The sequence below is a fragment of the Streptomyces sp. NPDC053541 genome, assembly GCF_044544705.1.
In the GTDB taxonomy this organism is placed as follows: domain Bacteria; phylum Actinomycetota; class Actinomycetes; order Streptomycetales; family Streptomycetaceae; genus Streptomyces.
Genome location: NZ_JBITXM010000002.1, coordinates 632,864 through 653,792 on the forward strand (window position 1 = coordinate 632,864; position 20,929 = coordinate 653,792).

Here is a 20,929-nt window from a genome sequence, read left to right on the forward strand (position 1 = left end):
GGCACAGCGCATGGAGCAGTACCAGTCCGACAGCCTCTCGGCCGCGCAGATGGCGGCGATGCGGCGCAGCCTCACCAGCGGCCGGGGCGCCCTCAGCCGCCGCTCGGTGCTGCGCGCCGGAGGCGTCGGCGCGCTCACCGTCGGCGGTCTCGCCTCCCTGAGCGCCTGCGGCATCCCGCCCGCCAAGCGGGAGGGCAACGGTCCCGCGTCCATCGACGTCTCGGCCAAGGAGAAGACCGTCGCCTTCTCCAACTGGACCGAGTACATGGACGTCAGCGAGGACGAGAAGTCCCGCCCGACCCTGGAGGCGTTCGCCAAACGCACCGGGATCAAGGTCAAGTACACCGAGGACATCAACGACAACGTCGAGTTCTTCGGCAAGATCAAGCCGCAGCTCGCGGCCGGCCAGGACACCGGCCGCGACCTGATCTGCGTCACCGACTGGCTCGCCGCCCGCATCATCCGGCTCGGCTGGGCGCAGAAGCTCGACCCGTCAAACCTGCCCAACGCGTACGCGAACCTGTCCGCGCAGTTCCGCCGCCCCGACTGGGACCCGGGCCGCTCCTACTCGTACCCCTGGACCGGCATCTCCACCGTCATCGCCTACAACGCCAAGGCGACCGGCGGGAAGAAGGTCGACTCCGTCACCCAGCTGCTCGACGACCCCGCGCTCAAGGGCCGGGTCGGCTTCCTCACCGAGATGCGCGACTCCGTCGGCATGACCCTGCTCGACATGGGCAAGGACCCGGGCAGCTTCACCGACGCCGACTACGACGCGGCGATCGGGCGCCTCCAGAAGGGCGTCGACACCAAGCAGATCCGCCGCTTCACCGGCAACGACTACACCTCCGACCTGGACAAGGGCGACATCGCGGCCTGCCTCGCCTGGGCCGGCGACATCATCCAGCTCCAGGCCGACAACCCGGACATCAAGTACGCGATCCCGGCCGCCGGCTACATCACCTCCAGCGACAACCTGCTCGTGCCCGCGCAGGCCCGCCACAAGGCCAACGCCGAGAAGCTCATCGACTACTACTACGAGCTTCCCGTCGCCGCCCAGCTCGCCGCGTACATCAACTACGTCTGCCCCGTCGACGGCGTGAAGGACGAGCTCGCCAAGATCGACCCCGAGCTCGCGAACAACACGCTGATCCTTCCGGACAAGGCCATGGCCAAGAAGTCCCACGCCTTCCGCTCGCTCAGCAGCGCGGAGGAGACGGCGTACGAGGAGAAGTTCGCCAAGCTCATCGGCGCCTGAGTCCGGCCTCGTCCACCCCTCTCACTCCCTGGGACAGCAACCCATGACTGACAAGACCACGCACACGGGAAAGAACACCGGCGGCGACGTGCGCCTCTCCGGGATCAGCAAGTCGTACGGCTCCTTCACCGCCGTCCACCCGCTCGACCTGACCGTCCCGCAGGGCTCCTTCTTCGCCCTGCTCGGTGCCTCCGGCTGCGGCAAGACCACCACGCTGCGCATGATCGCCGGCCTGGAGGACCCCAGCACCGGCACCGTCTTCCTCGGCGACACCGACGTCACCGACCTCCCGCCCTACAAGCGGCCGGTCAACACCGTCTTCCAGTCCTACGCGCTCTTCCCGCACATGGACATCTCCGAGAACATCGCCTTCGGCCTGCGCCGGCGCGGCATCAAGTCGGTCAAGCCGCAGGTCGACGAGATGATCGAACTCGTCCAGCTCGGCGAGCACGCCCACAAGAAGCCGCACCAGCTCTCCGGCGGCCAGCAGCAGCGCGTCGCCGTGGCCCGCGCGCTCATCAACCACCCGCAGGTGCTGCTCCTCGACGAGCCGCTCGGCGCCCTCGACCTCAAGCTGCGCCGCCAGATGCAGCTGGAGCTCAAGCGCATCCAGACCGAGGTCGGCATCACCTTCGTGCACGTCACCCACGACCAGGAGGAGGCCATGACCATGGCCGACCAGGTCGCGGTCATGAACGGCGGCCGGGTCGAGCAGCTCGGCGCCCCCGCCGACCTGTACGAGAACCCGAAGACCACCTTCGTCGCCAACTTCCTCGGCACCTCCAACCTCATCGAGGCCGAGGTCCTCGAGACCGGCTCCGACGTGCTCGTCACCGCCGGCGGCGGCAAGCTCCGGGTGCCCGGCGACCGCTGTACCTCCGCCGTCCGCCAGGGCGGCAAGGTGCTCGTGGGCGTGCGCCCGGAGAAGATCTCGCTCGCGCACGCCGACGACGCGGGCTCGATCGCCGACGGCCGCAACCGGGTCACCGGCCGGATCGTCGACTCCTCCTTCATCGGCGTCTCCACCCAGTACGTGGTCAACTCGCCGGCCGGCGCCGAACTGCAGGTCTACGAGCAGAACATCGAACGCGACGCCCGCCTGCGCCCCGGCGCCGAGGTCGTCCTGCACTGGAACCCGGCGCACACCTTCGGCCTCGACGCGGCGCAGGACATCGACGCCGGTGTGGAGACGGTGGAGGACGCCTCGTGACCGCGACCCTGACGAAGGAGGCGCCGGCGGCGGCCGGGGAACCGGTCCTGCGCAAGCCCTCCACCCGCAAGCGGCTCGTCCCGTACTGGCTGCTGTTCCCCGGCATCGTCTGGCTGCTCGTCTTCTTCGCGCTGCCGATGGTCTACCAGGCCTCCACCTCGGTGCAGACCGGCTCCCTGGAGAAGGGCTTCGAGGTCACCTGGCACTTCCGCACCTACTGGGACGCCTTCCAGGAGTACTGGCCGCAGTTCGTGCGCTCGCTGCTCTACGCCGGCACCGCGACCCTGCTCTGCCTGCTGCTCGGCTACCCGCTCGCGTACCTCATCGCCTTCAAGGCCGGCCGCTGGCGCAACCTGCTGCTCGTGCTCGTCATCGCGCCCTTCTTCACCAGCTTCCTCATCCGGACGCTGGCCTGGAAGACGATCCTCGCCGACGACAGCCTGGTGGTCGACGCGCTCAACACGCTGCACGTCCTCGACGTCACCAACTGGCTCGGCTGGACCGAGGGCAACCGGGTGCTCGCCACCCCGATGGCCGTCGTCTGCGGCCTCACGTACAACTTCCTGCCCTTCATGATCCTGCCCCTCTACACCTCCCTGGAGCGGATCGACGGGCGCCTCCACGAGGCCGCGCAGGACCTCTACGCCTCCCCGGCCACCACCTTCCGCAAGGTGACCTTCCCGCTGTCGATGCCCGGCGTCGTCTCCGGCACCCTGCTCACCTTCATCCCGGCCAGCGGCGACTACGTCAACGCCGAACTGCTCGGCTCCACCGACACCAAGATGGTCGGCAACGTCATCCAGTCGCAGTTCCTGCGGGTGCTCGACTACCCGACGGCCGCCGCCCTCTCCTTCATCCTGATGGCGATCGTGCTCGGCATGGTCACCGTGTACATCCGCCGTGCCGGAACGGAGGACCTGGTCTGATGCGCTGGCTGCGGAAGAACCTCGTCGTCATCGCGGGCCTGCTCACGCTCGCGTACATGATCCTGCCGAACCTCGTGGTGATGGCGTTCTCCTTCAACAGGCCGAAGGGACGCTTCAACTACTCCTGGCAGGAGTTCTCGCTCGACGCCTGGAAGGACCCCTGCGGCGTCGCCGACATGTGCGAGTCGCTCTCGCTCTCGCTCCAGCTCGCCGCCTGGGCGACCCTGGGCGCGGTCCTGCTCGGCACGATGATCGCCTTCGCGCTGGTCCGCTACCGCTTCCGGGCGCGCGGCGCGATCAACTCGCTGATCTTCCTGCCGATGGCGATGCCCGAGGTCGTCATGGCCGCCTCGCTGCTCACCCTCTTCCTGAACATGGGGATCGAGCTGGGCTTCTGGACGGTCCTGATCGCCCACATCATGTTCTGTCTGTCCTTCGTCGTCACCGCCGTCAAGGCCCGGGTCATGTCCATGGACCCGCGCCTGGAGGAGGCCGCCCGCGACCTCTACGCGGGCCCCGCGCAGACCTTCCTGCGGGTCACCCTGCCGATCGCCGCGCCCGGCATCGCCGCCGGCGCGCTGCTCGCCTTCGCGCTCTCCTTCGACGACTTCATCATCACCAACTTCAACGCGGGTTCCACCGTCACCTTCCCCATGTTCGTCTGGGGCTCGGCGCAGCGTGGCACCCCCGTCCAGATCAACGTCATCGGCACGGCGATGTTCGTCATCGCGGTGCTGGTGGTCGTGGCCGGGCAGATCATCACGAACCGGCGCAAGAAAACGGCAACAGCCTGAACGAGCGCCCGGCCGGCCGCCCGGCCGGCCGGGCACCGAAGGAGTTGGAAACCATGGCCCCAGTCGCCATGCGTCTCGCTGCACAATCTCTCTCCGACGCCCAGCCCGTCCCCTTCTGGCTGGAAGACCCCGGCAAGCCCGGAGCCCTGCCCGCCCTCACCGGAACCGAGCGCTGCGACCTGCTCGTGGTGGGCGGCGGCTACAGCGGCCTGTGGACCGCGCTCCTCGCCAAGGAGCGCGACCCCTCCCGGGACGTCGTGCTCATCGAGGGCCGCGAGGTGGGCTGGGCCGCCTCGGGCCGCAACGGCGGCTTCTGCGCCGCCTCCCTCACCCACGGCCTCGGCAACGGACTGGCCCGCTGGCCCCGGGAGCTGGCCACCCTCGAGCGGATGGGCGAGGCCAACCTCGACGCCATCGAGGAGGCCGTCGGCCGCTACGGACTGGACTGCGACTTCGAGCGCACCGGCGAGATCGACGTGGCCACCGAGGCCCACCAGCTCGACGAACTCCACGAGCTGTACGAGGAGGCCGACGCCCTCGGCCTGGTCGGCGGCCTGGAACTCCTCGACCGCGACGCGGTGCGCGCCGAGGTCGACTCGCCCACCTTCCTCGGCGGCCTGTGGGACCGCCGCGGGGTCGCCATGCTGCACCCGGCCAAGCTCGCCTGGGGCCTCAAGCGGGCCTGCCGCGAGCTCGGGGTGCGGATCTTCGAGAACACCCCGGCGCTCGACCTGGTGCCGGCCGGCGGCGGCATGGCGGTGCGCACCCCGTACGGCCGGGTCGCGGCCCGTCAGGTGGCCCTCGGCACCAACGTGTTCCCGTCCCTGGTCAAGCGGCTGCGGCACTACACCGTCCCGGTCTACGACTACGCGCTGATGACGGAGCCGCTGAGCCCCGAGCAGCTGGCCGCGGTCGGCTGGAAGAACCGCCAGGGCCTCGGCGACTCCGCCAACCAGTTCCACTACTTCCGGATCACCGCCGACCACCGCATCCTGTGGGGCGGCTACGACGCGGTCTACCGCTTCGGCGGCAAGGTGGCGGCCGAGATGGACCACCGCCCGGAGACCTATCTGAAGCTGGCCCAGCACTTCTTCACCTGCTTCCCGCAGCTGGAGGGCCTGCGCTTCAGCCACGCCTGGGGCGGCGCGATCGACACCTGCTCGCGCTTCTCGGCCTTCTTCGGCACCGCCCACCAGGGCAAGGTGGCGTACGCCGCCGGCTACACGGGCCTCGGCGTGGGCGCGACCCGCTTCGGCGCCGACGTGATGCTGGACCTGCTCGCGGGGGAGCGCACCGAGCGCACCGAGCTCGCCATGGTGCGGTCCAAGCCGCTGCCGTTCCCGCCGGAGCCGATCGCCTGGGCGGGCATCGGGCTCACCAAGTGGTCGCTGGCCCGCGCCGACGAGAACGGCGGCCGGCGGAACCTGTGGCTGAAGACGATGGACAAGCTGGGGCTGGGCTTCGACAGCTGAGCCCGTCGACGGATGTGACGCACGTCACATCATGAAGGTGGTGAACCCGCGTCATAGCCGCGGGTCGGCGCCCTCTCTCCGTACGGACACCGCAGGTCGCGGGTCCGTACGAGGAGAGGGCTTTCGTCATGGCGGATACGGGGACGGGTTCGGGTTCGGGTTCGGGGAACGGTGCTGGGGTCGGGATCGGGGCCGGGGGCGGTGCTGGTGTCGGGATCGGGGCCGGTACGGGCTCGGGCTCGGGATCGGGCTCGGGCTCGGGATCGGGTGCTGGCTCGGGCTCGGGTCCGGGTGCCGGCTCCGCGGCCAGGGCGGTGGTCGAGTGGCTCGTCTCGGTCGCGCCGGACCCGGACGCCTGCCGTTGGGAGTGGGAGCGCAACCCGCACGGGGTCGCCCTGCTGCCGGCCGGGCGCCGCTGGGACGTGCTGATCCTGCCGGCCGAACTCGGCTATCCCACCCTGGACGTGCTCACCCGCCTGGTCGACCGGCCGGGTCCGGTGCTCGCCGACTTCGGTGACTCCCGGATGGGCTTCTTCGTGCCGCCCGGCACCGCGGCCCGCTGGCTCGGCACGGGCGTGCGCAGCGCGGGCGCCGGAACCTGGATCGTGGTCCCGTATCCCGGCCGGGTCACCGGGGGAGTGCGCTGGCTGGTGACCCCGGACGCGGCGGGGACGCTCACGGACGCCGCGCTGCTCGAACTGGCGATGCACGAGGCGGCGGGTCAACTCGCCCGCGGGGAGGGGTGATGCGGCGCGGGTGCGCGCGGCCAGAGGTCTTGACCACTCGATTGGTCTGGACCATGCTGTGGCGCGCTCCCCCTCGATTCCCCCACTCCCGGAGGCAGTTGTGTCCCGCACCAGACCTCTCTCCCTCGTCGTGGCGGGCGTGCTCGCCGCCGGCGGCCTCGTCGCCCTGACCCCGCCCGCCCACGCCGCCGACACCGAACTCGCCCGCAACGGCGGCTTCGAGTCCGGCCTGGACGGCTGGAGCTGCACGGCGGGCAGCGGGGCCGTCGTCTCCTCACCCGTGCACGGCGGGACGAAGGCCCTCCAGGCCACCCCGGCCGGCAACGACAACGCGCGGTGCTCCCAGACCGTCACCGTGAAGCCGAACTCGACCTACACGCTCAGCGGCTGGGTGCGCGGCTCCTACGTCTACCTCGGCGCGACCGGCACCGGCTCGGGCTCCGGCGACCCGTACACCTGGACGCAGTCCGCCCCCGACTGGCAGAAGCTCTCCACCAGCTTCACCACCGGCGCCTCCACCACCTCCGTGACGATCTACACCCACGGCTGGTACGGCACCGGGGCCTACGTCGCCGACGACCTGTCCCTGCTCGGCCCCGGCGGCGACCCCGTCCAGACGCCCGCGACCCCGACCGGGCTCACCGCGGGCTCCGTGACCTCCAGCTCGGTGAGCCTGTCCTGGCCGGCGGTCCCGGGCGCCACCTCGTACAGGGTCTACAAGGACGGCGCCGCGCTCGCCACGGTCACCGGCACCGCGTACACCGCGACCGGACTGGCCGCGTCCACCGCGTACAGCTTCCAGGTCTCCGCGGTGAACAGCGCCGGCGAGTCCGCGAAGTCCGCCGCCGTCAGCGCCACCACCACCTCGGGCGGCGGCGGCACCCCCGGCGGCCAGCTGCCCGCGCACGCCCTCGTCGGCTACCTCCACGCCAGCTTCGCCAACGGCTCCGGATACACCCGGATGGCCGACGTGCCCGACTCCTGGGACGTCATCAACCTGGCCTTCGGCGAGCCGACCTCGGTGACCTCCGGCGACATCCGCTTCAGCCTGTGCCCGCAGACCGAGTGCCCCAACGTGGAGTCCGTCGCCGACTTCAAGGCCGCCATCAAGGCCAAGCAGGCCGCCGGCAAGAAGGTCCTCATCTCCATCGGCGGCCAGAACGGCCAGGTCCAGCTCGCCACCACCGCCGCCCGCGACACCTTCGTCTCCTCGGTCTCGAAGATCATCGACGAGTACGGCCTCGACGGCCTCGACATCGACTTCGAGGGCCACTCGCTCTCGCTGCAGACCGGCGACACCGACTTCCGCAACCCGACCAGCCCGGTCATCGTCAACCTGATCTCCGCGGTGAAGACCCTCAAGGCCAAGTACGGCACCAAGTTCGTGCTCACCATGGCCCCGGAGACCTTCTTCGTCCAGCTCGGCTACCAGTACTACGGCTCCGGCCCCTGGGGCGGCCAGGACCCGCGCGCCGGCGCCTACCTCCCGGTCATCCACGCCCTGCGCGACGACCTCACCCTGCTGCACGTCCAGGACTACAACTCGGGCTCCATCATGGGCCTCGACAACCAGTACCACTCCATGGGCGGCGCCGACTTCCACATCGCCATGACCGACATGCTGCTCACCGGCTTCCCGGTCGCCGGCAACACGGACCGCGTCTTCCCGCCCCTCCGCCCCGACCAGGTCGCCATCGGCCTCCCCGCCTCCACCCAGGCCGGCAACGGCCACACCACCCCGACCGAGGTCACCAAGGCCCTCGACTGCCTGACGAAGAAGCAGAACTGCGGCCCCTACCAGCCCCACGGCACCTGGCCTGCCCTGCGCGGCCTGATGACCTGGTCGATCAACTGGGACCGCTACAACCAGTGGGAGTTCAGCCGCAACTTCGACGCGTACTTCCCGTAGAGCGCTGGTGGCCGGCGCTGACCCGCAGGATCAGCAGCCCCAGGCAGAGGCTGGCGAGCACGTCCAGCGGCCAGTGGAAGCCCCGCAGGATCAGCCCGGTGCCCGCCACCGCCGTGAGCACGGCGGCGACGGGCACCAGGCGTCGGGACACCAGGAAGGCGGCTCCGAAGTACGCCACCATCGCCGTCGCCGTGTGGCCCGAGGGGTAGTAGCCGTGGGCCCAGGGTTCCAGGGGGCCGGGGCGGGCCGTCCATTCCTTCAGGGGGACGACCAGGAGGGGGACGGCGGCCATCGCGAGGGCCGCGTACAGGGCGGCGAGGCGGCGGCCGCGCCAGGCGGCGTAGGCCATGGCGGCGGCGAGCACGGGGAGGGCGACCGTCATGTTGCCGAGGTCGGAGGCGGCTTCGGAGAGGCCGCGCGGGACGGTGTCCACCAGGGAGCGCGAGAGGCGTTCGTCGAGCCGGGCGAGCGGGCCGTGGACCAGGACCTGCCAGGTGGTGACGGAGAGGACCACCACCGCCCAGAACACGGCCGACAGCCCCGGAACAGGGGGGGTGGTTCCGGGGCGGTCGCCTGGACCGGGCTGCCGCGCGCCCCGGGGGGTGTGGGGCGGGCGGCCATCCGATCGGTGAGGAGTTCCGGAGCCCAGGGCTCCAGTGGTGTGCGCGAAGGCACGGTGTGGGCGGGGCTGGGGAGGCTCCGCCCGGGGTGTTTCTCTCATCTGCAGAAACCGTACGGCACGAAGAGGGGGACCGACAGCCGGAACTCCATCCCGCCATCGGCCCCCCACAGCTTCTTCACACGGGGTGTCAGAAGCGCCCTTCGGGCGGTCAGATCTGCGCGAGCGCGGCCTCGATGACGTCCAGGCCCTCGTTGAGCAGGTCCTCGCCGATGACCAGCGGCGGCAGGAAGCGGAGCACGTTGCCGTAGGTGCCACAGGTGAGGACGAGGACGCCCTCGTTGTGGCAGTACTTGGCGAGCGCGGCGGCGGCCTCGGCGTGCGGCTCCTTCGTCGCCGGGTCCTTCACCAGCTCGATGGCGATCATGGCGCCGCGGCCGCGGATGTCACCGATGACCGGGAACTTCTCCTGCATCGTGGCGAGGCGGCCCTTCATGACCTCCTCGATGCGCTTGGCCTTGGCGTTGAGGTCGAGCTCCTTCATGGTCTCGATGGCGCCCAGCGCACCGGCGCACGCGACCGGGTTGCCGCCGTAGGTGCCGCCGAGGCCGCCACCGTGCACGGAGTCCATGATCTCGGCGCGGCCGGTCACGGCGGCGAGCGGCAGACCGCCCGCGATGCCCTTCGCGGTCGTGATCAGGTCCGGGACGATGCCCTCGTCCTCGCACGCGAACCACTGGCCGGTGCGGCAGAAGCCGGCCTGGATCTCGTCGGCGACGAAGACGATGCCGTTGTCGTTGGCGAACTTCACGATCGCCGGCAGGAAGCCCTTGGCCGGCTCGATGAAGCCGCCCTCGCCGAGCACCGGCTCGATGATGATCGCGGCGACGTTCTCGGCGCCGATCTGCTTGGTGATCTGGTCGATGGCCTGGGCGGCGGCCTCCGGGCCGGCGTTCTCCGGGCCGGTGGGCCAGCGGTAGCCGTAGGCGACCGGCACGCGGTAGACCTCGGGCGCGAACGGACCGAAGCCCTGCTTGTACGGCATGTTCTTCGCCGTCAGCGCCATCGTGAGGTTGGTGCGGCCGTGGTAGCCGTGGTCGAAGACGACGACGGCCTGGCGCTTGGTGTACGAGCGGGCGATCTTCACCGCGTTCTCGACGGCCTCGGCGCCCGAGTTGAAGAGGGCCGACTTCTTGGCGTGGTCGCCCGGGGTCAGCTCGGCCAGCGCCTCGCAGACCTCCACGTAGCCCTCGTACGGCGTCACCATGAAACAGGTGTGGGTGAAGTCCTGGAGCTGCGCGGAGGCGCGGCGCACCACGGCCTCGGCGGAGGCGCCCACGGAGGTCACGGCGATGCCGGAACCGAAGTCGATCAGCAGGTTGCCGTCGACGTCCTCGATGATGCCGCCGCCGGCCCGCTTGGTGAACACCGGCAGCGTGGAGCCCACGCCACCGGCGACCGTGTCGAGGCGGCGGGCCTGAAGCTCCTGCGACTTCGGACCGGGGATGGCGGTGACGACGCGCCGCTCCTGCGGGACAGCGTTCATGCGGGGCTCCTGGGGGTGTTCTGGACGCACTTGCGGGTTTCCTCCGCAGGCTAGGCGCGGGGGAGGGGGAGAGGCATGCGCCGATCGGGAGTGTTGCGAGGGGGGTCGTTGTCCTTCATGGACATGGTGGCGCCTTTTCCGCTGCTGCGCGGCGCGGGCCGGACAGCCGGGCGAATCCCCTCCGGCGCGCCGCGGGCCCACTAGATTGGCGGTGGCACAGTGGCGGCGACCTGGCTGGTCAGGGGGCAGGGGTTCATGGAGACCGACGGTACGTACGAGCCGAGCGACACCCGGGGAGCGGAGCTCCCCCGCCCGGCCGCACCCCCGGAGGCCCGACCGGAGGCCCGGCCCGAGGTCCCGCCGCGCCCGGCGGCAGCACCGCAGGTGCCGCCGCCTCCGTCCGCGCCGCCGAGGCCGCCGAAGCCGGCGGGGGCACAGGGCGTGCCGGGTGCGGCCGGCGCGTCCGGCGCCCCCGGTGGCCGGGCGGTGAGCCGCGTCGCGGCGTGGCTGGACGCACCGAGGCCGGAGGCGGGGGTGGGGATCTGGCGGTACGGGCACGTGCCGAAGGAGGAGGAGACGACGAGGCTGGCGCCGGTGACGGTCGCGGGCATGCTGATTCCCGTGGCGCTCGGGCTCCTGCTGTGGAACGCCTGGCTCTCGAACATCTTCCCCTACAAGGCCGAACTCCTCTGGCTGCTGACTCCCGAGGGCTGGTTCTGGCCCGCCAGCACCGATGCCGTCGACTGGCACGGCACGGCCGCGCGCATGATCTTCGACGGCGTGTTCTTCGCCGCGCTCGTCTCCGCCATCTCTTTCCTCGGCTCCTGGCGCAAGATCGTCCGGCACTACTTCGAGCGCTTCCGTCCGGCCGTCCGCGCGGCGGCCGCCGGCGCCGTGGCGCTCGGCGCCCTCGTCCTCGTCTGGCCCGAGGCCTTCGGCCTCGGCTGGGACCCCCTGCCCGTGGTCGGAACGGTCCTCGCGCTCCTCGCCCTCCTCACCGGCGACTTCGCGATCTTCTCCTCTCCGCTCCTCGTCTACACCCTCTACACTCTCATCACCCTCCTCGTCCTCTGGCCCTTCGCCCGCCTCGGCGGCTGGTTCTCCCTCTTCCGCGCCCACCGCGCCCGGAAGGCCCCCGCCGCCCCCGCCCCGTCCACCGCCCTCCTCCCGCCCTCCCAGTGGCCCGCGCTGCGCGCGGCCGGGGAGGAGCGGGCCGCGGAGGCGTTGGTGGCGGCCGTGGGCGAGGGGCGGATGAACGATGTGGACTGTGCGCGGGTGGACCGCGCCTGGCGGGAGAGCGCGGGGGACCCGGTGCGGCGGGCCGCGTTCGTCGGGAAGGTGCTGCGGGACGGCGCCGCCGCAGGGGCGCATCCGTCCGGGGAGCGGGACCTGCCCGGGCGGGCCGCGGCGCACGACCTGTGGCTCGGGCAGGTGCGGGTCGGCCGGTACGCGGACGCCGAGCGGACCCCGTACGCGTACCGGCAGGCCGGGCTCGCGCTCGACCCCGGGCTGCTCGGCACCTCCCTGCTCGCCGTCGGCCCCTCCGGCTCCGGCAAGACCCGGGCCCTCGTGGCCCCGGTCGTCGAGTCGCTGAACCTCCAGGCCCTCGCCTGCGCCACCTCCGTCGTGGCCGTCGCCGCGGCCGGCGCGCCGCTCGGGCCCGACGCGGCGTACGACGTGGTCGTCCGGCTCGGCGACCCGGCCTCCGCGCACGACCTCGACCTGTACGCCGGGGCCACCGACCCCGACGAGGCCGCCGCCTTCCTCGCCGAGGGGCTCGTCGGCGACATGCCCGGCGTGGAGACCCGCCGCGCCGCCACCGTGCTCGCCCAGCTGATCGGCCCGTACCGCGCCGCCCACGGGCGCTTCCCGACCGTCCCGGTGCTGCGCGAGCTCCTGGAGGCCCGGCCCGAGACCCTGCGCACCCTGCACGACCTGCTGCCCGAGGACGGCGCCCAGGCCATGCGCCGCGAGCTCGACTCGCGGATCCGGCAGGTCGGCACCGCCACCGACCTCGGCCCCGTCCTCGCCGACCGGCTCGCCGTGCTCGACCGCCCGGTCTTCGCCGACTTCTTCGGTACGGGCGAGGGCGCCGGCGCGGGCGCGCCGCGGCCGTTCTCGCTCCGGGCCGTCACCACGCACCCCGTACGGGTGCGGATCTGCCTGCCCGACGGCGCCCACGAGGAGGCCGCCCGGCTGCTGAACCGGCTGCTGCTCGCCCAGTTCCAGAGCGTCGTCCGGGACCGCTCGCCGCGCGGCCACTTCGCCTGCCTGGTGCTCGACGACGCGGCCGGCGCGCTCACCCCCGGGACCGTACGGGGCCTCCAGCGGCTGCGCCCGCAGAACGCCGGCGTCGTCCTCGCCCTCCGCACCCTCGCCGAGGTGCCCGCCGAGCTGCACGGCCCGCTGCTCGCCGTCGTCGGCTGCCGGATGGCCTTCGCGGGCATCCCCAACTGGGACGGCCGCGCCTTCGCCGAGGCCTGGGGCACCGAACGCGTCGAGATCACCGAGGTCGCCCACCACACCGTCTTCGCCGACCAGCCGATGACCCGCATGCTGCACGCCCTGCGCAAGCTGACCACCGGCAAGGCCGTCACCACGGAGGCCGTGACCGTACGGGAGGTGGAACGGGAGCGCTGGTCCGCCTCCGAGCTCGCGCACGAGGTACCGCCCGGCCACGCCGTCCTCTCCCTCACCCATGTGCGCGGCGAGCACACCCCGCCGCTGCTCGTGGACCTGCGGAGCTGAGGGCGGGCGCCCGGGCGGACTGGCAGAATCGGGGGCACGCCGCCCCGACGGGCGGCGCGCGCCCTCCCCACCCCCCACGCGCTCCCCGAACAACCTCAAAGGTCCGACGGTCCCCCAATGCCGCCCACCCTCGCCTCGCTCGTCCAGCACTCGGCGCTCAAACTCACCGTCCGCGCCGGTGAGGACCGCCTCGACACCCCCGTGCGCTGGGCCCACGTCAGCGAGCTCGCCGACCCCGTCCCCTACATGGAGGGCGGCGAACTGCTGCTCACCACCGCGCTCACGCTCGACGCCGAGGACCCGGAGGCGATGCGGCGCTACGCGCGCCGTCTGCTCGGCGCCGGGGTCGTCGGCCTCGGCTTCGCCGTCGGCGTCAACTACGAGGACATCCCGGACGCGCTGCTCGAAGCCGCCCGCGAGGAGCACCTGCCGCTGCTGGAGGTGCCGCGCCGGACGCCGTTCCTCGCCATCAGCAAGGCGGTCTCGGCGGCCATCGCCGCCGACCAGTACCGCGCGGTGACCGCCGGCTTCGAGGCCCAGCGCGAGCTGACCCGCGCGGCGCTCGCCGAGGGCCCCGACGCGGTCGTCTCCCGGCTCGCCGCGCACGTGGACGGCTGGGCCGCGCTGTACGACACCTCCGGCACCGTGCTCGCCGTGTCCCCCGAGTGGGCGGCGCGCCGGGCCGCCCGGCTCACCCCCGACGTGGAGCGGCTGCGGGAGCGGCCCGCGCCCGCGAGCGCCGTCGTCGGCGGCACCGACGACCGGATCGAGCTGCAGTCGCTCGGCACCGGACGGCGGGTGCGCGGGGCCCTCGCCGTCGGCACGGGCGCGCCGCTCGGCACCGCCGAACGCTACGCCGTCCACTCCGCGATCGCCCTCCTCACCCTGACCACCGAGCGCTCGCGCTCCCTCCAGGCCGCCGAGCAGCGGCTCGGCGCGGCGGTGCTGCGCCTGCTGCTCGCCGGGCAGCCCGACCACGCCCGCGGCGTGGCCGGCGACCTGTACGGCGGGCTGCTCGACGCGCCGTTCCGGCTGCTGATCGCCGAACCGGCCGGCGCCGAGGCGAAGGAGGCGGCCACGGCCAAGGACGGCGAGTCGCCGCTCGCCGTGCTCGCCGAGACCCTGGACGCCGCCGCCGCGCGGGCCGGCGAGTCCGCGCTGACCGTGCCCGAGGGACCGGAGGGCGCCGAGCGGCTCGTCGTCCTGGCCGGCGACGGGGGAGCGGTGGTCACCGCCTGCGAGGGCTACGCGAGCCGCGAGGCCGAGGAGGCCGGCCTGGTCGTCGGCCTCTCCGCCCCGGCCGGCCCGATCGCCGCGGCCGCCGCCTACAAGCAGGCCGAGCAGGCGCTCTCGGTCGCCCGGCGGCGCGGCCGCGCCCTCGTCGAGCACGAGGACCTCGCCGCCGGCTCCGTCCTGCCGCTCCTCGCCGACGACGCCGTCCGCGCCTTCGCCGACGGGCTGCTGCGCGCGCTGTACGAACACGACGCCACCGGCCGCGGCGACCTCGTCGCCTCGCTGCGCGCCTGGCTCTCCCGCCACGGGCAGTGGGACGCCGCCGCGGCCGACCTCGGCGTGCACCGGCACACCCTGCGCTACCGGATGCGCCGCGTCGAGGAGATCCTCGGGCGCTCGCTCGACGACGCGGACGTGCGCATGGAGCTGTGGCTCGCCCTGAAGGCCACCGGCGACACGCCCCCGACGCCCGGCCCGACCCAACCGCCCCGCCCGTAGGCCCCTGTAGCCCCCCGTGGCGCGCTGTGCCCGAGCCGGACCGCGCACCGTGCCCCGCAACCCGCGCGCGCCGCGACCCGCGCCCTTCGCCCCGAAACCCGCAACCAGCAACCCACGCGCACCGCAACCCGCAACCCGCGCACGGCGCCCCGCGCACGGCGCCCCACGCCCGGCGACCCGCGCCCTTCGCACCGCGCACCGTGCCCCGCGACCCGCGCGCGCCGCGACCCGCGCACAGCGCACGGCGCCCCCCGCCCCGCGCAGAGCAGCACCGCGGCCTTCCGCGCCGCGAATTTCGCCTCCACCTGCCCGATCCCGGGCAGAATTCCTGGTCCGGCGGCGCCCCGCTCCGTAATCTCCTGCGCATGACAACCCCTGCCGCCGATCCGGCCCCCGAGGTCCAGCAGCCCCCGAAGCACCCCGCGTCGGCCCCCGCCACCCCTGCCGCCACCACCCCCGGCCCGCGCCGGCTGCCCGTCGCCGTCTGGGTGGCGCTCGGCATCGTCTACGTCGTCTGGGGCTCCACCTACCTCGGGATCAGGGTCGTCGTCGAGACGCTGCCGCCCTTCCTCTCCGCGGGGACCCGGTTCGTCGTGGCCGGCCTGCTCCTCGCCGGGCTCGTCGCCTGGCGACAGGGCCCGGCCGCGCTGAAGGTGACCCCGCGTCAGCTCGCCTCGGCGGCCCTGGTCGGGCTGCTGCTCCTGGTCGGCGGCAACGGGCTCGTCGTGCTCGCCGAGACCTCCATCCCGTCCGGCCTCGCCGCGCTGCTCGTCGCCGTCGTGCCCGCCTGGGTCGTGCTGCTCAAGGCGGCCACCGGCGACCGGCCGAGCCTCGGCGGCACGGCCGGCGTGCTGCTCGGCCTCACCGGCCTCGGCGTGCTCACCCTGCCCGGGCTCAGCGGCGAGGTCGCGATGGGCGGCGTCCTGATGGTGGTCGTCGGGGCGCTGCTGTGGGCCGTCGGCTCGTTCTCCGCGGGGCGCATCCCGATGCCCGCGAGCCCGTTCACCGCCAGCGCGTACGAGATGCTCGCGGGCGGCCTCGCGGGCCTCGGCATCGCCCTGCTGCGCGGCGAGCAGCACGGCTTCGACCCGGCGGCGGTGTCCGGGCGCTCCTGGGCCGCCCTCGCGTACCTCGTCGTCTTCGGCTCGCTCGTCGCCTTCACCGCGTACGCCTGGCTCATCCAGACCGCGCCGATCTCGCTCGTCTCCACCTACGCGTACGTGAACCCCGTCGTCGCGGTGGCCCTCGGCGCGCTCGTCCTGAACGAGGCCCTGACCTGGTCGATCGTGCTCGGCGGTGCGATCGTCGTGCTCGGCGTGGGACTGATCGTGTCGACCGAGCGGCGCGGGTGATCATCGATCCCTTACGCTGAGGGCCTTTCGGACAGCGGCCCAGGGGTGGGGATCCTTATGACGGGGCGAACGGCGGGAACGGCGGGGCGGACGGACGACGGGGGCGGCGGACCGGCGGGCCCGCCCGGATGGCGGGCGTGGCTCGGCTGTCTGACGGCCCTGGGCGTGCTGCTCGCGATGGTCTACGGCCTGGCCTGGGTGTTCCTGTCCAACTCGGGCTACTGGCCCGGCTCCTCGATGACCACCTCCTGGGAGGCCCCGCGCGACCGGGAGGCCTCCGACGCGGACGGTCCCTGGGTGGCCGGCGACACCGTCGTGCGCGGCCGCTTCGACGGCCTGGTCGGCTACGAGCTCGGCTCCGGCAAGCGGCGCTGGGAGTACGTCCTCCCCGGGCGCGCCGAGACCTGCGCGACGGGCGTCGACCCCGGCGCCGGGATCGCCCTGCTGGTCCACCGCCGGGGCGGGCCCGCCAAGGGCGGGGGCCAGGCCCCGAACGCGCAGGCGGCCGGCTGCGTCACCGTCACGGCCGTACGCCTCGCCGACGGGCGCGAGCTGTGGCACACCACCCGCTCCGGGTCGGAGGCGAGGCTCGCGCACGGCGAGGACCTGGTCCGGGCCGGCGACGGCCTCGGGGTGCTGTTCGACGACGGGCGCCTGCGCGCCCTCGACCTGCGGACCGGTGCGCAGCGCTGGACGGCCGCGCTGCCGAAGGGCTGCGTCCTCGGCGGCCTCGGCCTCGCGCCGAAGCGGGTGCTGGCCGCCCTGGGCTGCGGCGCCGAGGCCGAACTCGCCGCGTACGACCCGGCCGACGGCACGGTCCGCTGGAAGGTGCCCCTGGACGCCCGCCGCGGTGTGGCCGCCGACGCGACGCTCGTCGTGCTGTCCGCCGACCCGCCGGCGGTCTGGTTCGGCGAATCCGGCGGCGAGCGTGCCGTCCTCGGCTTCGGGCCGGACGGGCGGCCGCGGAGCCGGGTCGACGCCGTGGGCGACTACGGCTCGATCACGCAGACGGCGGCCGAGGGCGGGCGGCTCTTCGCCGTCGCCTCGTACGAGGGCGGCCAGGGCGGCTCCTGGGAGCGGCTCGTCGCCTTCGACCTGGCGAGCGGCGACGAACTGTGGCGGGAGGACGTCGGGAACGGCCTCAGCCGCGTCGACGTGCTGGAGGCGAGGGACGGCCGGGTGACGACGGTGCGGACCAACGCGAAGGAGGGCGACACGCTGTACTCCTTCGACGCCGCCACGGGCGACGAGGAGGAGGACCGGTCCTTCCGCGACCACGTGGTGGGCTACGGCGACCCGCTCCGGGGCCTCGTCACCCACGGGGACTGGGCGCTCCTCACCCGCGACGGCGGGGAGCGGCGCCCGTTCTCGGTGTACGAACGCTGGTGACCGGGCCGGGCTGACGACCGGCGAGAGGCCGGCGAGAGACCGGGGTGACGACCGGTGGGGGACGACGGGTGTGACGACCGGCGTACCGATCAGAGACTCAGGGGTGGGGTTCCATGACACGAAGTACCGGAAACGACGGAACGAGCACCGGGGCCGGCGGCACCGCGCGCGGAATCGGCCACTGGGCGCGGCGCGTGCTGCTCTTCGCCGGGGTGCCGCTCGCCCTGGTCGGCGGCGTCGGGTCCTGCGTGGCGCACACCAACGGGAAGCTCCCGGGCGACTCGATGGAGCGCGCCTGGGACACCCCCTTCGACGCCAACGCCGCCGAGCACGGCAACTCCGCCTGGCTGCTCGGTGACACCGTCGTCCGCAGCCGCTACGACGCCGTCACCGCCTTCGACGCCACCGCCGGCAACCGGCGCTGGGAGTACACCGTCCCCGGCCGCGCCGAGATCTGCGCCGTCAGCCGGCCCGACGGCGGCACGGTCGCCCTGGTCGCGTACGGAGAGAAGGGCGAGGAGTACGGCGAGCCCGCCAAGGACAAGGGCTGCCGCACCGTCGCCGCGATCGACCTCGGCGACGGCCGCGAGCTGTGGCGCAGCGCGCTGCTCCCGGGCGACGCCGGGCTTGACGGACGGGACGACCTGGTCGCCACCGGCGGCGGGCTCGCCGTGCTGCGCGACGTGGACGACGACTGGGGGCACGAGCCGTACCCGAGCGAGCCGGCCCCGCTCGCCGGGAACCGGGCGCTGCGCGCGCTCGACCTGCGCACCGGCGCGCCGCGCTGGTCGGCCGCCGTGCCCCGGGGCTGCTTCCCGCACCGGGTCGCCGCCGCGGAGAAGCAGGTGCTCGCGGTCCTCGCCTGCGACCGCACGGAGCTCAAGCTCGCCGCGTACGACCCGGCCGACGGCCGGCAGCGCTGGCTCGTGCCGCTGGGCACCCGCCGGGCCGTCGGCACGGACGCGCGGGTGACCTTCCTGTCCGCCGACCCGACGGTGATCCGGGTCGCCGGGACCGAGGACCTCGACGTGCACGCCTTCCTCTCCTTCGGGCAGGACGGGCGGCCGCGCGCCCTGATCGAGGCCGAGGGCCCGTACGGGGAGATCGCCCTGGACGATCCGGCCCGCTGGTCCCTCGACGGCGACACCTTCTACGCCGCCGTCGGCGGCTCGAACTACGGCGACCGGGAACGGGTCGTGGCCTTCCCGCTGGCCGGCGGCGAGCCGCGCTGGGAGTCGGAGCCGCTGGAGAGCGCCCGGGACATCACCGCGATCCACGCCGAGCGCGGGCGGGTACGGGTGGTGACCCGCTCCTCGAAGGAGAACGACAAGCTGTACGTGCTGGACGCCGGCTCCGGGAAGGAGCGGGACGTGCGCACCTTCGCCGAGGAGGTCGACCGCGGCAAGGGCCGGCTCGCCGGCCTCCTCCAGCACGGCGACCTGCTCGTCGCCGCCCGCTGGGGCGAGGGCGTCCAGCCCTTCTCCGCGTACCGCCCCTGGTGACGCACCCGGCCGGAGGGCCGCCCGCCCCCTGAGCGGCGCCCCGTCGGCGCCCCTCAGGCACCCCCTCCCGCCACCCCTTCGGCCAAAGCGGACAGCAGCCCCACCCCCACCACTCCACACCGGACAAACCCGAACCGGGCTTCCCGGCCCTAACGTGTCAGCAGAGCGCGAGGCACCCCTCGGGCACTCGTACACCCCTACGGAAAGGGCCGGGACGCAATGACGACCACCCACGCCTTCTGGCTCGCCGGCCGCGAGGCCACCGGCGAGGCCACCTTCGACGTCACGAACTCGTACGACGGACGTCTGGTCGGCAAGGTCAGCGTGCCCACCGAGGCTCAGGTCGAGGAGGCCGTCGCCGCCGCGCACGCCGTCGTCGACGAGTTCGCCGCCACCCCGGCGCACGTCCGGGCCGCCGCCCTCGACCACGTGTCGAAGCGGCTCGCCGAGCGCACCGAGGAGATCGCCCAGGTCATCTCCGCCGAGAACGGCAAGCCGATCAAGTGGGCCCGCGGCGAGGTCGGCCGTGCCGTGTCCGTGTTCCGCTTCGCCGCCGAGGAGGCCCGCCGCTGGAACGCCGGCGAGGCCCAGCGCCTGGACACCGAGGCCGGCGGCGCCGGCCGGCTCGCGCTGACCCGCCGCATCCCCAAGGGCGTCGTGCTCGGCATCGCGCCGTTCAACTTCCCGCTGAACCTCAGCGCCCACAAGGTCGCCCCGGCCATCGCCGTCGGCGCCCCGATCATCCTGAAGCCGGCCCCGGCCACCCCGATCTCCTCCCTGATCCTGGGCGAGCTGCTGGCCGAGACCGACCTGCCGGCCGGCTCCTGGTCGATCCTCACCGTGCCGAACGACCGCATGCCCGCCCTGGTCCAGGACGAGCGCCTGCCGGTCATCTCCTTCACCGGCTCCGACAAGGTCGGCTACGCCATCGCCGAGTCCGTGCCGCACAAGCACTGCACCCTGGAGCTCGGCGGCAACGCCGCCGCCGTCGTGCTGCCCGACTGGTCCTCCGAGGCCGACCTGGACTGGGCGGCGACCCGCATCGCCACCTTCTCCAACTACCAGGGCGGCCAGTCCTGCATCTCCGTGCAGCGCGTGATCGCCGACGCCTCCGTCTACGACCGCCTGCTGCCGAAGATCGTCGCCGCGGTCGAGGCCCAGGTCACCGGCGACCCGGCGGACGACGCCACCGACGTCGGCCCGCTCGTCGACGAGAACGCCGCCAAGCGCGTCGAGGCCTGGGTCGACGAGGCCGTCGCGGCCGGCGCCAAGCTGCTCGCCGGCGGCAAGCGCGAGGGCGCCACCTACGCCCCGACCGTCCTCACCGACCTCCCGGCCGACGTCACCCTGGCCCGCGCCGAGGTCTTCGGCCCGGTCCTCACGGTCGCCAGGGTCGACGGCGAGGCCGAGGCCTTCGCCGCGGTCAACGACTCGGACTTCGGCCTCCAGGCCGGTGTCTTCACCCACGACCTGCAGGCCGCCTTCCGCGCCCACCGCGCCCTGGAGGTCGGCGGCGTGATCGTCGGCGACGTCCCGTCGTACCGCGCCGACCAGATGCCGTACGGCGGCGCCAAGCGCTCCGGCGTCGGCCGCGAGGGCGTCAAGTACGCGATGGACGACTACACCTACGAGCGCGTCCTGGTCCTCACGGGCCTGGCGCTCTAGCCCGTACACCCGTACGGCGGACGAGACCGGCGGTCCGAGCCCACTGTGCGGGGGCTCGGGCC

The 20,929-nt window shown here is 73.4% G+C and carries 16 protein-coding genes; 13 read left to right on the top strand and 3 right to left on the bottom strand.

All coding sequences use genetic code 11. The annotated features are described in order from the left end of the window. The first annotated feature begins 10 nt into the window (after positions 1–10). The 7 genes from ACIGW2_RS06945 to ACIGW2_RS06975 all read left to right on the top strand — a co-directional run bounded on the left by ACIGW2_RS06945 (position 11) and on the right by ACIGW2_RS06975 (position 8,315). Complete coding sequence (locus ACIGW2_RS06945) at positions 11–1,258, top strand: PotD/PotF family extracellular solute-binding protein (RefSeq protein WP_399841572.1); 1,248 nt, start codon at positions 11–13, stop codon at positions 1,256–1,258. A 43-nt stretch (positions 1,259–1,301) separates the two neighbouring features. Beyond that, positions 1,302–2,468: an ABC transporter ATP-binding protein gene (locus tag ACIGW2_RS06950; RefSeq protein WP_361586166.1), complete on the top strand. Its 1,167-nt coding sequence runs from the start codon at positions 1,302–1,304 to the stop codon at positions 2,466–2,468. Then, positions 2,465–3,394 carry an ABC transporter permease gene (locus ACIGW2_RS06955; RefSeq protein WP_399841575.1) on the top strand — a complete coding sequence of 310 codons (930 nt, stop codon included), beginning with the start codon at positions 2,465–2,467 and terminating at the stop codon, positions 3,392–3,394. The genes ACIGW2_RS06950 and ACIGW2_RS06955 overlap by 4 nt, the downstream gene beginning before the upstream one ends. Next, entirely contained in the window at positions 3,394–4,188 is a 795-nt protein-coding gene (locus tag ACIGW2_RS06960) for an ABC transporter permease (protein ID WP_392172078.1), read from the top strand. Before ACIGW2_RS06955 ends, ACIGW2_RS06960 begins: the two co-directional genes overlap by 1 nt. A 53-nt stretch (positions 4,189–4,241) precedes the next feature. Further along, positions 4,242–5,660, top strand: coding sequence for an NAD(P)/FAD-dependent oxidoreductase (locus ACIGW2_RS06965; RefSeq protein WP_399841578.1), 1,419 nt, complete (start codon positions 4,242–4,244; stop codon positions 5,658–5,660). A gap of 314 nt (positions 5,661–5,974) precedes the next feature. Further along, positions 5,975–6,406 (top strand): hypothetical protein, encoded by a 432-nt coding sequence (locus tag ACIGW2_RS06970; RefSeq protein WP_361586157.1) that lies wholly within the window; start codon positions 5,975–5,977, stop codon positions 6,404–6,406. A 100-nt stretch (positions 6,407–6,506) separates the two neighbouring features. Further along, a complete protein-coding gene (locus ACIGW2_RS06975; protein WP_399841581.1) occupies positions 6,507–8,315 on the top strand; it encodes a chitinase in 1,809 nt (602 codons plus the stop codon). On the opposite strand, the gene ACIGW2_RS06980 is transcribed toward ACIGW2_RS06975, so the two are convergent. From ACIGW2_RS06980 to ACIGW2_RS06990, 3 genes are all read right to left on the bottom strand, one after another. Beyond that, positions 8,284–8,844 carry a phosphatase PAP2 family protein gene (locus ACIGW2_RS06980; RefSeq protein WP_399841583.1) on the bottom strand — a complete coding sequence of 187 codons (561 nt, stop codon included), beginning with the start codon at positions 8,842–8,844 and terminating at the stop codon, positions 8,284–8,286. The genes ACIGW2_RS06975 and ACIGW2_RS06980 overlap by 32 nt on opposite strands. A gap of 301 nt (positions 8,845–9,145) precedes the next feature. Continuing rightward, on the bottom strand, positions 9,146–10,480 hold the full coding sequence (gene gabT / locus ACIGW2_RS06985; protein ID WP_356062066.1) for a 4-aminobutyrate--2-oxoglutarate transaminase: 1,335 nt from the start codon (positions 10,478–10,480) through the stop codon (positions 9,146–9,148). 200 nt (positions 10,481–10,680) lie between these two features. Next, positions 10,681–11,091 carry a hypothetical protein gene (locus tag ACIGW2_RS06990; protein ID WP_399841586.1) on the bottom strand — a complete coding sequence of 137 codons (411 nt, stop codon included), beginning with the start codon at positions 11,089–11,091 and terminating at the stop codon, positions 10,681–10,683. Here ACIGW2_RS06990 and ACIGW2_RS06995 point away from each other — a divergent pair. From ACIGW2_RS06995 to ACIGW2_RS07020, 6 genes are all read left to right on the top strand, one after another. Then, complete coding sequence (locus ACIGW2_RS06995; protein WP_399841589.1) at positions 11,090–13,228, top strand: ATP/GTP-binding protein; 2,139 nt, start codon at positions 11,090–11,092, stop codon at positions 13,226–13,228. The two genes, ACIGW2_RS06990 and ACIGW2_RS06995, sit on opposite strands and share 2 nt — an antisense overlap. Positions 13,229–13,345: 117 nt before the next feature. After that, positions 13,346–14,959 (top strand): PucR family transcriptional regulator, encoded by a 1,614-nt coding sequence (locus ACIGW2_RS07000; RefSeq protein WP_391652717.1) that lies wholly within the window; start codon positions 13,346–13,348, stop codon positions 14,957–14,959. 365 nt (positions 14,960–15,324) lie between these two features. After that, entirely contained in the window at positions 15,325–16,311 is a 987-nt protein-coding gene (locus ACIGW2_RS07005) for an EamA family transporter (RefSeq protein WP_399841592.1), read from the top strand. 57 nt (positions 16,312–16,368) lie between these two features. Beyond that, positions 16,369–17,700, top strand: a complete 1,332-nt coding sequence (locus tag ACIGW2_RS07010; protein WP_399841594.1) for a PQQ-binding-like beta-propeller repeat protein — start codon at positions 16,369–16,371, stop codon at positions 17,698–17,700. A gap of 113 nt (positions 17,701–17,813) precedes the next feature. Further along, entirely contained in the window at positions 17,814–19,202 is a 1,389-nt protein-coding gene (locus tag ACIGW2_RS07015; RefSeq protein ID WP_391652720.1) for a PQQ-binding-like beta-propeller repeat protein, read from the top strand. 219 nt (positions 19,203–19,421) lie between these two features. Then, complete coding sequence (locus ACIGW2_RS07020) at positions 19,422–20,867, top strand: aldehyde dehydrogenase family protein (protein ID WP_361586131.1); 1,446 nt, start codon at positions 19,422–19,424, stop codon at positions 20,865–20,867. Positions 20,868–20,929 lie beyond the last annotated feature (62 nt).

Bases quoted from the DNA above. Each gene is read 5' to 3' on its own strand.
- ACIGW2_RS06945 (WP_399841572.1), top strand. From the start codon at position 11: ATGGAGCAGTACCAGTCCGACAGCCTCTCGGCCGCGCAGATGGCGGCG.
- ACIGW2_RS06950 (WP_361586166.1), top strand. From the start codon at position 1,302: ATGACTGACAAGACCACGCACACGGGAAAGAACACCGGCGGCGACGTG.
- ACIGW2_RS06960 (WP_392172078.1), top strand. From the start codon at position 3,394: ATGCGCTGGCTGCGGAAGAACCTCGTCGTCATCGCGGGCCTGCTCACG.
- ACIGW2_RS06965 (WP_399841578.1), top strand. From the start codon at position 4,242: ATGGCCCCAGTCGCCATGCGTCTCGCTGCACAATCTCTCTCCGACGCC.
- gabT (WP_356062066.1), bottom strand. From the start codon at position 10,480: ATGAACGCTGTCCCGCAGGAGCGGCGCGTCGTCACCGCCATCCCCGGT.
- ACIGW2_RS06995 (WP_399841589.1), top strand. From the start codon at position 11,090: ATGCTGATTCCCGTGGCGCTCGGGCTCCTGCTGTGGAACGCCTGGCTC.
- ACIGW2_RS06990 (WP_399841586.1), bottom strand. From the start codon at position 11,091: ATGCCCGCGACCGTCACCGGCGCCAGCCTCGTCGTCTCCTCCTCCTTC.
- ACIGW2_RS07000 (WP_391652717.1), top strand. From the start codon at position 13,346: ATGCCGCCCACCCTCGCCTCGCTCGTCCAGCACTCGGCGCTCAAACTC.
- ACIGW2_RS07005 (WP_399841592.1), top strand. From the start codon at position 15,325: ATGACAACCCCTGCCGCCGATCCGGCCCCCGAGGTCCAGCAGCCCCCG.
- ACIGW2_RS07010 (WP_399841594.1), top strand. From the start codon at position 16,369: ATGACGGGGCGAACGGCGGGAACGGCGGGGCGGACGGACGACGGGGGC.
- ACIGW2_RS07015 (WP_391652720.1), top strand. From the start codon at position 17,814: ATGACACGAAGTACCGGAAACGACGGAACGAGCACCGGGGCCGGCGGC.
- ACIGW2_RS07020 (WP_361586131.1), top strand. From the start codon at position 19,422: ATGACGACCACCCACGCCTTCTGGCTCGCCGGCCGCGAGGCCACCGGC.